At 38.2% G+C, this 12279-nt stretch carries 11 protein-coding genes; 7 read left to right on the top strand and 4 right to left on the bottom strand.

The genetic code is table 11. The annotated features are described in order from the left end of the window. Window positions 1–182: 182 nt before the first annotated feature. The 4 genes from BM260_RS05690 (at window position 183) to BM260_RS05675 (ending at window position 4447) form a co-directional block, all read left to right on the top strand. Complete coding sequence (locus tag BM260_RS05690) at window positions 183–749, top strand: NADPH-dependent FMN reductase (RefSeq protein WP_093535979.1); 567 nt, start codon at window positions 183–185, stop codon at window positions 747–749. A gap of 108 nt (window positions 750–857) precedes the next feature. Continuing rightward, window positions 858–1628, top strand: a complete 771-nt coding sequence (locus tag BM260_RS05685; protein ID WP_093535977.1) for a 3-hydroxyacyl-CoA dehydrogenase — start codon at window positions 858–860, stop codon at window positions 1626–1628. Window positions 1629–2135: 507 nt separating this feature from the next. After that, window positions 2136–3287 (top strand): thiolase family protein, encoded by a 1152-nt coding sequence (locus BM260_RS05680; protein WP_093535975.1) that lies wholly within the window; start codon window positions 2136–2138, stop codon window positions 3285–3287. 11 nt (window positions 3288–3298) lie between these two features. Then, complete coding sequence (locus BM260_RS05675) at window positions 3299–4447, top strand: acyl-CoA dehydrogenase family protein (protein ID WP_093535973.1); 1149 nt, start codon at window positions 3299–3301, stop codon at window positions 4445–4447. An 83-nt stretch (window positions 4448–4530) separates the two neighbouring features. On the opposite strand, the gene BM260_RS05670 is transcribed toward BM260_RS05675, so the two are convergent. After that, on the bottom strand, window positions 4531–4836 hold the full coding sequence (locus BM260_RS05670) for a hypothetical protein (RefSeq protein ID WP_093535971.1): 306 nt from the start codon (window positions 4834–4836) through the stop codon (window positions 4531–4533). 157 nt (window positions 4837–4993) lie between these two features. Between BM260_RS05670 and BM260_RS05665 the strand changes: the two genes are divergently transcribed. Genes BM260_RS05665 through BM260_RS05655 form a run of 3 tightly spaced genes read left to right on the top strand, consistent with a single transcriptional unit; the run spans window position 4994 to window position 8772 of the window. Further along, window positions 4994–6169 carry a hypothetical protein gene (locus tag BM260_RS05665; protein WP_093535969.1) on the top strand — a complete coding sequence of 392 codons (1176 nt, stop codon included), beginning with the start codon at window positions 4994–4996 and terminating at the stop codon, window positions 6167–6169. 25 nt (window positions 6170–6194) lie between these two features. Beyond that, window positions 6195–8171 (top strand): hypothetical protein, encoded by a 1977-nt coding sequence (locus tag BM260_RS05660; RefSeq protein ID WP_093535967.1) that lies wholly within the window; start codon window positions 6195–6197, stop codon window positions 8169–8171. 13 nt (window positions 8172–8184) lie between these two features. After that, window positions 8185–8772, top strand: a complete 588-nt coding sequence (locus BM260_RS05655; RefSeq protein WP_093535965.1) for a sortase — start codon at window positions 8185–8187, stop codon at window positions 8770–8772. A 68-nt stretch (window positions 8773–8840) separates the two neighbouring features. On the opposite strand, the gene BM260_RS05650 is transcribed toward BM260_RS05655, so the two are convergent. Genes BM260_RS05650 through BM260_RS05640 form a run of 3 tightly spaced genes read right to left on the bottom strand, consistent with a single transcriptional unit; the run spans window position 8841 to window position 12251 of the window. Then, window positions 8841–9947, bottom strand: a complete 1107-nt coding sequence (locus BM260_RS05650; protein WP_093535963.1) for a 5-methyltetrahydropteroyltriglutamate--homocysteine S-methyltransferase — start codon at window positions 9945–9947, stop codon at window positions 8841–8843. Window position 9948: 1 nt separating this feature from the next. After that, entirely contained in the window at window positions 9949–11136 is a 1188-nt protein-coding gene (gene metC / locus BM260_RS05645) for a cystathionine beta-lyase (RefSeq protein WP_093535961.1), read from the bottom strand. Beyond that, window positions 11133–12251: a methionine biosynthesis PLP-dependent protein gene (locus tag BM260_RS05640; protein ID WP_093535959.1), complete on the bottom strand. Its 1119-nt coding sequence runs from the start codon at window positions 12249–12251 to the stop codon at window positions 11133–11135. The genes metC and BM260_RS05640 overlap by 4 nt, the downstream gene beginning before the upstream one ends. Window positions 12252–12279 lie beyond the last annotated feature (28 nt).

The following is a 12279-nucleotide window of genomic DNA, read 5'->3' as shown; positions in this document are numbered from 1 at the left end:
CCAGCTCCAATTCAACACCTTCAATCTAAATGGTCAATTTATAATTATTAAAACCACTATAGCATATTTTAAAAATATAGAATGATAGGTGTAGAAATTACTCAAATGGAAATGATATATATTATGTCAGTAGTGCAGAAGACTATCATTAATTGATAAAGAGTCTGAAGGAGGAAGAAATTATGGCAATAGAAAAACTTAAAATTGGCATTGTAGTAGGAAGCGTTAGAAAAGGGAGAAACGCGGAGGCCGTATCGAAATGGATGTATAATTTTGCTTGCAAACGACAGGATGCTGACTATGAATTAGTAGATTTGATAAATTATAGATTACCACTTCTTGGCCAAGAGATACATGCAGAACAGCAGGAAGAAGCAAACTCAGCCATAAGAAATTGGTCTCAGAAAATGGCTACATACGATGGCTATATTTTTATAACTCCTGAGTATAACCATTCAGTAGGCGGGGCTTTAAAAAATGCATTAGATTACTTAAAACCGGAATTAAACAATAAGGCGGCTAGTTTTGTAGGATACGGAAGTTTAGGAGGGGCACGTGCACATGAAAACATGCGTCTAATCTTAGGAGAACTACAGGTGGCAGATGTTCAAACCGCAGTGAACTTCTCGTTAATGACTGACTTTCAAAATATGACCTTATTCAAGCCTGCTGATTATCATGAAGGTAACGCAAATAAAATGCTAGATCAATTACTAGCGTGGAGTGGTGCTTTAAAAACACTACGGTAAACAAAAGGTAATGGAGTCCAAGGGAATAATACTTTTCCCTTGGACTTTTTACGTTATAATTAAAATGTATTATTGAAAATATTCGGATAATATAAAAGGGGTGTGGCAATGGATATTCATAACAGAGTAGCAATTGTAACAGGTGGAGCATCCGGATTGGGGCTTGCTACTGTTACACGTTTACTCGAAAAAGGGGCTAGGGTAGTAATTTTTGATTTAAATGAAGAATTAGCAAAAAAGGCCACTCAAGAATTCGGAGATAACGTCACATATCAAATAGTTAATGTGACCAACGAAGAATCTGTCATTAAGGCAGTACAGCATACGGTAGAAAAGTTAGGATCCATACATATTTGTGTGAATTGTGCAGGTATAGCTCCTCCACAAAAAGTAGTTGGAAAATCTGGAGTAATGCCTTTAGAAAATTTCAAAAAAGTTATAGATATTAATTTAATTGGAACGTTTAATACCTTAAGGTTAGCAGCTGCGGAAATGACCAAAAATGATATAAACGAGGAATCCACTGAACGAGGCGTTATTATCAATACAGCATCAGTTGCGGCATTTGAGGGTCAAATGGGTCAAGCAGCTTATAGTGCTAGCAAAGCCGGAATAGTAGGGATGACACTTCCAATTGCAAGAGATTTATCTTCATTTGGCATACGTATAAATGCAATTGCCCCAGGATTATTCCATACACCGATGGCAGAAAGTTTAGGAGAAAAGGTAATAGAAAAATTAGAGTCTCTAGTAGAATTTCCCAAAAGGTTAGGTAGACCAGAGGAGTTTGCTAATTTAGTAGTATTTATGATTGAAAACGAATATATCAATGGAGAAGTAATTAGATTAGACGGAGCAATCCGAATGCAACCGAGGTAAAAAGAAAAGCGAAAGCGCCTGTGGGGAAGGCAGTCTAAGTTCGCGACATCGTGTCGCAATGACTGCATGACCCGCATCGTGCGGGCCTAAAAGCGCTGGAAGGATTTCGAGTAAAGGCGTCCTTTGCCTTTATCGAAATACTGAAGCGACTCGAGAGGCTGGTGCCCAGAGCTGGACAGGAAGAAAAGCGAAAGCGCCTATGGGGAAGGCAGTCTAAGTTCGCGACATCGTGTCGCAATGACTGCATGACCCGTATCGTGCGGGCCTAAAAGCACTGGAAGGATTTCCGAAAAGGCGTCCTTTGCCTTTATCGAAATCCTGAAGTGACTCGAAGGGCTAGGCGCTGTAGCTAGACAAAAAGAAAAGCGAAAGCGCCTATGGGGAAGGCAGTCTAAGTTCGCGACATTGTGTCGCAACGACTGCATGACCCGCATCGTGCGGGCCTATAAGCGCTGGAAGGATTTCGAGTAAAGGTGCTGAAGTAGAAAAACGAAGGGTGGAAATGAGATGACAGAGGTTGTAATAGTAGATGGGGTAAGAACAGCAATAGGTAGAAGGAAAGGGGCATTTTCAGAATATCGTCCTGATGAACTTGCAGCTATTGTTTTAGATGAGTTAGTAAAGCGTGCAGGTGTGGATAAAGCAGATGTAGATGATGTCATTTTAGGGTGTGTGACACAAATAGGGGAACAAAGTGGGAATATCGCTCGAACATCAGCGTTAATTGCAGGTTTCCCAATACATGTACCAGGCGTTACTATTGATCGTCAATGTGGTTCGAGTCAGCAAGCAGTCCATTTTGGGGCGCAAGCAATTGCCTCGGGAGATATGGACATAGTCATAGCTGGAGGCGTAGAAAGCATGACACGGGAGCCTATGTTTTCAAATGTAGGAAATACAAAAGTAAGTCCTAAGCTTAGCGAGAAATATGAAATTATCAATCAAGGGCTATCTTCAGAGCGAATGGTAGAGAAATGGAATTTAACGCGTGAAGAGTTGGATAAGTATTCATCAGAAAGTCATATTAAGGCCTTCGAAGCAATAGAAAAAGGTCATTTTGAAAAAGAAATTATTCCAGTAGACGTTTTACAAGCAGATGGAACAATAACAAGCTGCAAAATTGACGAGGGTCCCCGTGCAGGCTCAACTGTTGAGGTATTAAGTGGATTGAAACCAGTATTTGATGAAAATGGTGTAATTACAGCGGGGAATGCCAGTCAAATGAGTGATGGAGCTTCTGCAGTTCTTCTGATGTCTCGTAAAAAGGCAGATGAGCTTGGCCTAAAACCTAAAGCTCGTATTATTGCTCGCAGTGTAACGGGGTCTGACCCGACGCTTATGTTAACTGGTCCTATTGAAGCGACCAAAAAAGTCCTTTTAAAAGCTGGTCTTTCAATTGAAGACATGGACACCTATGAAGTGAACGAAGCTTTTGCGCAAGTTCCACTAGTTTGGCTTCATGAAACGGGTGCCAACCCTGAAAAGTTAAATCCAGATGGAGGAGCTATAGCACTCGGTCATCCGTTAGGAGCTACAGGGACAAAGCTATTAGTTACGATGCTGCATAGGCTAGAACGCACTGGTGGACGCTATGGTCTACTAGCTATTTGCGAAGGTATGGGTATGGCGAATGCAACGATTATTGAAAGAATTGAATAGGGGGTCTAATAATGGGCAGATATAGATTTGAGACGGAAGAGCATGTGATATTCCGTAAATCTTTACAAAATTTCCTACAGAAAGAAGCTGTCCCCCATTATGATTCATGGGAAAAGGACAGATTAATTCCAAAGCAATTTTGGAGAAAATTAGGCGAGATGGGATATTTATGCCCACAAGTAGAGGAAGAGTATGGTGGGCTAGGTTTAGACTTTAGTTTTGGAGTAATTATTTCGGAGGAATTAGAAAGGGTTGGTTCAAGTCTAGTGGGGGTCGGATTGCATAATGATATTGTTGTGCCTTATATAGAGTCCTATGGTTCACAGGAGCAAAAAGAACGCTGGCTTCCAGGCTGTATAAATGCAGACTTTATCACTGCAATTGCGATGACCGAGCCAGGAGCTGGTTCAGACTTGGCTAATATTCAAACTACAGCAATCCGCGATGGAGACCATTATGTTTTAAATGGACAAAAGACATTCATCACTAATGGTATTAATGGCAACCTATTTTTAGTAGTAGTGAAGACGAATCCAAAAGCAGAACCGAAGCATCAGGGTATAAGTTTAGTGGTTGTAGAAGAGGGGGCTCCTGGGTTTTCCAAAGGGCGCAAGTTAGACAAGGTTGGTTTACATGCACAGGATACATCCGAATTGTACTTTGAGGACTGTCGTATTCCAGTTTCTAATTTAATCGGAGTAGAAGGAAAAGGCTTTGGTTACTTGATGGAGAAACTACAGCAGGAAAGATTAGTAGTAGCTATCTCTGCTCAAATTGCATCAGAGGACATGTTAGAAATGACAATGGACTATGTGAAGTCTCGTAAAGCTTTTGGAAAACCAATTGCGTCCTTCCAAAACACACAGTTCAAAATAGTAGAAATGGCTACCAAAATAGAACTTGGCAAATCGTTTTTGGAATCACTAATTGAGGATCATATTGCAGGGAAAGAAGTAGTTACTAAAGTATCGATGGCGAAGTATTGGCTAACCGAAACTGCCAGAGAAATTTCAATTGAATGTATGCAACTACATGGTGGGTACGGCTATATGGAAGAATACAAAATTGCACGAAGATATCGAGACATTCCAGTTGCATCTATTTACGCTGGAACAAATGAAATAATGAAGGTAATTATCTCAAAAAACTTAGGTTTATAGTTTAAAATAGTTAAGCTCGGCACATGAATTAATTTTCATTGTGCCGAGCTTTATTGTTTTTCTTCAATTAATTTAGTTATTAATTAGCTCCCAGCATGTCTCCATTGTGTAGGAGTATCTGCCTTAGGGCAATTTGGAAAAGTAGAACCCTCTGCTAGGTCTAACTCATCACCATCTTCATCTATATATCGGCCTGCTTCTGATACTGGTTCACCTGAATTATGGTGATGACCTTCAGCATGCTTCCAATAAGTAACTACTTCTGATTCTGGACAAGAAGGGAATTTATCACCCTTATTTAATCTTATAGTAGTTCCGGCTTCGCATGTATAGGCACCGGTTTCTTCTACTACTTCATCTGTTGCATGCTCGTACTGTTGACTACCCATGTTAAATTCCTCCTTCATGTTTATAACCTCTGCTCTATATTTACCCATTGCAACCTACCTAAAACATGGCAGGTAAAACTAAATAAGTTTAATATTCTGATATTTAGGGGAAGTAATCTATAGATGAAGCTATTTCTGAAGGCTGGGAGGTGACAATATGGTGAAAAAGATAATAGCTATGATTATATTAGGAATGTTTTTTATAGCTCCATATCAGGTTCAAGCAGAAGAATCTAAGGAAAAAACTGGCGGTATATTAAGCGAAACGACGGACCAATTATTAGGAACAACAGAGAACCTAGTAAAAACGATGCAAACAACAATTCAGGATGTAGAGAATGTTATTCCTGTCTTAAAACCGGTTACTAAGGTTGTTTCAGAAGTTGAAAAAATTACTTTGCCAATAATAGAGGATGTAGTAATAGGTGTTACAGATACGACTGAAACTACACTCACTAAAGTAGTAGAAGGTGTAGATAAAACTGTAAACACATTACCAACAGTACCGGTTGTCACACCAATTTTTACAACAACCACCCATACGTTAAATGGAGTAGTATCAGAAGTTAAAACAGTAGTGAATTCGAGCGAAGAAACAGTTAAAAATGTAGTAGATATAGTGGTAGAAGAAAAGGAAAGAAATCCTATTGTAGAGATTCCAAAAGATCAAGCTATAGTGGGAAGTCCCAAGGATCAAACTATTGTTGACTCTTCAAAAGATCCGATAATTGAGGATACACCTCCAAAAACATCTATTGAGACAATTCCAATCAATCAGCCTATCGAAAATTTAAACCAAGACAGTACTAATCTTTCTTTTGAAAAAGAGAGTGTTTACCCAATTATAGAAAAAAAGACTCCTATTGACGATACTGTTGCAATTGAAACAGTGAAAGAGGAAACTTCTCTTACAGAAGTAGCTGTTGAGGATGATTTGAGACTAGCTGAAAAAGATTTTGAAATTTACTCAAATAATATGGAAGTGCTTGACGCAAAAATGGCTCTGGATAATCGAATAAAGATCCAAGCCAAAGTAATCCAGAATAAGGATGTACAACTTCCAGTTAATCCCGCTACTCCATTAGGACCAGATTCACAAATGGTATTAACCTCCGGAATTACATGGAATGGACAGGGAAATTCATTTTCATCAAGTGGATCATTCATATCGAGTGGAAATGACATTTTACTAGGGTTCTTGCCTGCTGAAGAGATGTTAAAGGAAATGACCAAGAAAAAATGGTATCACAAAAATAGCTATGCAATCATTCAATGGATTCATACTCCTTTGAGGAAACCGCCAGAACTAACTCCTTTTTTATACGTGATTTAATTCATAATAAAAAAGGAGAGAAAAAATGATGAAAAACAATAGCTTAAAAGTAATTGGATCCGTACTTGGTCTAGGGACGTTTCTAATGATAGCACCATCATTAGTAGCAGCGGAGGAAAGTGAATCCACGATACCATCAATTAACATAAATTTATTGAGTCAAGATAATGAACATGCTGGAATTCTAGATGTGAAAGTCAGTGACTTGATTATAATTGATAATATCGATGTGAAGATTCCAAACGTTGAAGAAAATGCTGAGGAATTAGCGCACGTTTCAATTACGAATGAGGAGATAGGTACGATTGAAGCAAGTGTGTTAACGAAAACAGAAACAGTTGCATCAAACGAACAAGCGGTTGTAGATATAGGAAATCAAGATATACCTGTTGTGAATAAAGTAGATGTGGAAATACTAAAACAAGTAGAAAACACATCAAATGATTCTACTTCAAGTGAGTCAGCTTTAGTAGATGTTGCGGTAGAAGATTTAATCGTGACGGAAAACGTAGATGTGGAAGTAATAAAACAAGTAGAGAACACATCAACTGATTCTACTTCAAGTGAGTCAGCTTTAGTAGATGTTGCGGTAGAAGATTTAATCGTGACGGAAAACGTAGATGTGGAAGTAATAAAACAAGTAGAGAACACATCAACTGATTCTACTTCAAGTGAGTCAGCTTTAGTAGATGTTGCGGTAGAAGATTTAATCGTGACGGAAAACGTAGATGTGGAAGTACTAAAGCAAGTAGAGAACACATCAACTAATTCGTTCTCCAATGAATCAACTTTAGTAGATGTTGCGATAGAAGACTTAATCGTGACGGATAGAGTAGAAATAAGTGTGTTAGATAGCGAGAACTTTATGAAGGACGAAAACAAAAAAGAAACTCAAAAAGGTGTTCATTTAAAACTAAGTAACCTTCCGTTACTTGGAACGTTACATGTAGGAGTTTTAGAAAATCAATTCGTTAAAAAGAACCAAAACCAACAGAAAGATTCATCGCTAGTTACTATAGGACTTGGTGAAGAGTCATCGTTATCAAATTCACTTATAGATAAAGTGGAGTTAAATGTGCTAGAAAATAGTCAAATCTCTAGTAAGAATCTTCAAGCAGAAAAGTCAGCTGTCGTAGGGCTTGAACTAAATGATACAAGTTTAGGTGATCTTTCCACATATGTTTTATTATCTGAGTCAACAATGGACAAAGGAAATAGGAAGAATAATAGTGGTTTGCTAGAAGTTAATACAGACGATTTACTTCTTCTTAAAGATATTCATCTAGGTGTATTAGATAGACATGTAGATGAGGGTGAAAAAGCTTTTTCTTTATCTGAGGGGTTATTACAGTTAGATCTAATATCAGACTTAACGGATGAAATAAGTATTGATGTTCTAACGAATGATGAGTTTACAAATAATAGTGGAACTTACCAAAATGGAAAAACTATTTCTATTGGATTAAAGAATGATTTAGTCGGAGAAATAAATGTAGATATTCTACCGACCGAAAACTCTGTAGCGGCAACTCCGACTAATCCAATACCACCAATGGAAGATGTTGTAGAAGAAGTGGAGGGTAACGAGGGAGAGGACGGTAGTAGCGAAGAGATTATCACGGACCATATTCCAGTTGCAGAGAATGACCTTGTTACTGAAAATAATCCGGTTATAAATGAAGATGAAGATAGTGCAGATGAGCAAAATGCACCGAATGATGAAGGAATTATTGTAGTAGAGGAAGAGGGTTCAGATTCCTCAGCAAATACGTTGATTCCCAATCCCAATTTGATAGCAGATGGTGATGATGAAATTTTAACTGAAGAGAAAATAACAGAAGACGATGAAACTAGCTTGGGTGCCAATTTCTTTAATAATGATGGCAATTTTTTCAACGGTTCATCCTTACCGCAAACTGGTGGTTTTTTCACAGGGATAATGCTTTTAGTTATAGCGCTAAGTTTACTGAGTGGCGGTTGGACTATACGTAAGATTGCATAGAGGAGACCTACAGATGATAAAAAAATATGTAGGAAATATATTAATGACAATTGGAGTCGTTTTACTATTCATAGTTATCTATGGGATGTTTGAAAATAAAACACATCAAAATGAGTTAATTGAATCTTTTCATGCTATAAAAACAGAAGCCGCTTTATCTTTAAATGGAAATGTGGAAGAAAAAACAACCGAAAAGGACTCCCAGGCTGTGAGCATTTTAAGGATACCTTCCATCCAATTAGAATCTCCGATTTTAGAGGGAGCAACTTCTGTTCAGTTAAATCGAGCACTTGGAATGATAGAGAATATGGATGAACCAGGCACTATAAATGGCAGTTCAGCAATTGCAGGGCACCAATCACATCAGTTTGGACAATTTTTCAATCGTCTCAATGAATTGCAAATTGGGGACAGCTTTGAATTAGAAACAAGCAAGGATGTATTTGTCTATGAAGTATTTGATATTCAAATAGTAAGTCCAAACAATGTGGAAGTATTGGAGCGTCAGGAAGGAATATCCCTATTATCACTTGTGACTTGTTATCCAGCAAGATCTAATAAATATCGTTTAGTAGTACAAGCAAAGCAGATAGAAGTATGAGAAAGCGAGAAATTTATAAAGGTGTGCATCCATACTATCTGGATGCACACCTTTAGTTTAAAAACTCATTACTTCCATACATCCTGAGAAATTTGAATCACATGATGAATCTTAGACCATTGCTCTTTCTCCGTTAAAAGGTTTCCTTCTTCGGTTGAAGAAAACCCGCATTGAGGACTCAAGCAAAGTTGTTCTAGAGGAACATATTTAGTGGCTTCAGTAATTCTATTTTTGACAAGTTCTGTATCCTCTAAAGCTCCATGTTTGGATGTGATTAATCCTAATACAATTGATAAGTCTGAACGAGTAACGTGACGAAGTGGTTCAAATCCACCTGAGCGCTCATCGTCAAACTCTAGAAAAAGACCGTCTACATCTAGTTTTGCAAAAATAGTTTCCGACACTAACTCATAGCTTCCGCTTGTAATATATGTGGACTTGAAGTTTCCTCGACAAATATGCATAGTAATTAACAGATCATGAGGACGTTTTGCAATAGATTCATTGATGGCACGTGCCGATAAAGCTAACGCCTCATCTAATTCCATACCTTTTTCTTTTAAAGAAATAATGCCTTCCTCAGAAAAAGTAGTTGCCCAAGAAGTATCATCAATTTGAAGGTAACGACAGCCCTCGTCATATAACGCTTGAATCACATCTTGATAAGCAACAACTAAATCTGCAAACAATTCTTCTTGGCTCGCATAAACTCCCTCTTCAATAGTAGCACGGTACAATAACATATTAGGGCTAGGTATAGTAAATTTAGCTACAGCTTCACCAACTATTCCTTGAAGAAACTTAAAGTGTTCAATCATATAGTGCGTGCTAAACCGGATCTTTCCGGTTACTTTAATACCATGTGCTCTTGTTTGTACACCTTTAAACGTTAATCCTTTGTCTGTTTCATAAAACTCTACCCCGTCAAATCCACTAAGAAAATCGAAATGCCACCATTTACGTCTAAATTCTCCGTCCGTAATAGACTGGAGTCCTATATCTTTTTGTTTGGTGACTAGTTTTGTAATTTCTTCATCTTCAATTTGTTTTAAGTGATCTGCAGTTATTTCATTATTTTCGAATTGTAGACGAGCTTCTTTTAAGCGAGCTGGTCGTAAAAAACTTCCTACGTGATCTGCTTTGAATGGTGTATTTACAACTAGTGATTTTGACATTTTATATTCCTACTTTCTCCTGTTGTTTGGATGCTATTTCTAACGATTGTTCAAAGTCAGCTATTAAATCATCAACATTCTCTAATCCAACGGAAAAACGTAGAAGGCCATCTGTTATGCCCCGCTTTTCTCTTTCGGCTTTAGGCATTGCTGCATGCGACATTTGAGCAGGGTGGGAGAGGATGGATTCTACTCCGCCAAGACTAACTGCGAATACAGGAATCCTAATATTTTCTACGAATGACTTAGCAATGGATCTATTTGGTAAACGGAAGGAAAGAACTGCACCGGCACTACTCGACTGTCTGTTATGCGTATCAAATCCTGGATGAGTGGACAGTCCAGGAAAATAGACTTTTTCCACTAAATCATGCCCACTTAAATAGTTGGCAATTTTTCTCGCAGACTCAGCAGATTTTTCAAATCGTACACTTAGTGTTTTTATCCCTTGTATGAGAGAAAATGAATCTTGTGCACCTAAAATAGCACCGAATGAGTTCTGGATAAATGCTAAACGATTACCTAAATCATCATCTTTTGTAACTGCAAGTCCTGCAATAACATCGCTATGTCCGGATAAAAATTTTGTGGCACTATGTAAAACGACATCTACTCCCAAGTCCAGTGGACGTTGGTATAATGGTGTCATAAATGTATTGTCTAAAAAGGTTAAACAGTCATGGGACTTTGCAAGCTCTACTACTGCATGAATATCAGTGATACCCAAGCAAGGGTTCGAGGGTGTCTCAATGTATATTAGTTTTGTATTGGGTTGTATTGCTCTTGTAATTGCATCGATGTCAGTAAAATCTGCAAAGCTGTGCTCAATCCCAAAACGAGGCAATACTTCGGTAACAAAGCGAAAGGTACCGCCGTATACATCTTCTGTAATAACGATATGATCGCCAGAAGACAAAAGCATAAAAGCAGAAGAAATAGCTGCAATTCCCGAAGCAAATGCAAGTCCTCTAGTTCCTCCCTCTAGTTCCGCAATGGTTTTTTCAAGTGCTTCTCTTGTAGGGTTTCCCGATCGACTATAGTCATAAGGGCCGAAATTATCAAAGTTTTCTTGATGAAAAGTGGAGGATAAATAAATAGGAACATTGACAGCTCCCGTTTTTATTTCTGAATTTCCACGAGTAGAGGCGACGACTAGACTAGTTTCCAATGACTCTTTGAAATCACTCATTTTAAAACCTCACTTTCTAAAGTATTAAATACTTGTTGTAAATCTGTTATTAAATCTTCGACCTCTTCAATTCCCACCGAAAAACGAAGGAGACTATTATCAACCCCTCGTGCAATTCGTTCCATCTCCGGTATATCCGCATGTGTTTGTGTAGCAGGATAAGTAATAAAGCTCTCCACACCGCCAAGACTCTCTGCAAATACAATTAATTTCAAATTCTCTAGGAAAGGGGCAACCCACTCGCTTTTATGTAAACGGAAGGACAACATCCCACCAACCCCGGGATATATTACATCTTTAACTGCAGGCTCTTGCTTTAAAAACTCTGTAATCCTTTTAGCGTTTAAATCATGTTGCTTCATACGTAGATGAAGCGTCTTTAATCCTCTTATGAGTAACCAAGAATCGAAAGGAGAAAGGACGGCTCCTGCTGCATTATGATTAGTTTGCAGCTGTTCACTAAGTTCCGCACCCTTCGAGACGACAAGTCCCGCAAGAACGTCATTATGTCCACCAATATATTTGGTACCACTATGAATGACAATATCAGCACCCATTTCAATAGGTCGCTGTAAGTAAGGAGTAAGGAATGTATTGTCTACGATTAAAAGTAGATTATGCTCTTTTGCAACCTCAGCAAATAGTTGGATATCAATTTCCAACATCAAGGGGTTTGTTGGGGTTTCAATAAATAAAGCTTTTGTATTTTTGGTTATCAATGCTGTTACTTCTTCAGCTGATTCAAACTTTGCATAAGTGGTACGAATATTATAAGAATCTGCATACTGGTTAAATAACCGGTAGGTTCCACCATATAAATCATCAGGAGCAATTAATTCATCCCCTGAGCGAAAAAGGGACAAAACCAATTGTATAGCGGCCATGCCAGAACTACAGGCAAAGCCAGCATCTCCATCTTCTAACTTTGCAATTCCATCTTCTAAAATAGCGCGAGTTGGGTTTTTAGTTCGTGTGTAGTCATATCCTGTTGACTGCCCGATCCCATTATGTTTGTAAGCTGTTGATAGATAAATAGGGGGATTTACCGCACCAGTTTTCTCATCACTATGGTTGCCCAATTGAACTAACTGTGTATCGATACTGTTCTTTGACATTAGATGCTCATCCTTTACAATTAAAATA

Origin of the sequence: Psychrobacillus psychrotolerans, assembly GCF_900115805.1 — a bacterium.
Taxonomy (GTDB): domain Bacteria; phylum Bacillota; class Bacilli; order Bacillales_A; family Planococcaceae; genus Psychrobacillus; species Psychrobacillus psychrotolerans.
The sequence above is the reverse complement of the archived record's forward strand: the minus strand, read 5'-3'. Positions and strand labels throughout refer to the sequence as shown.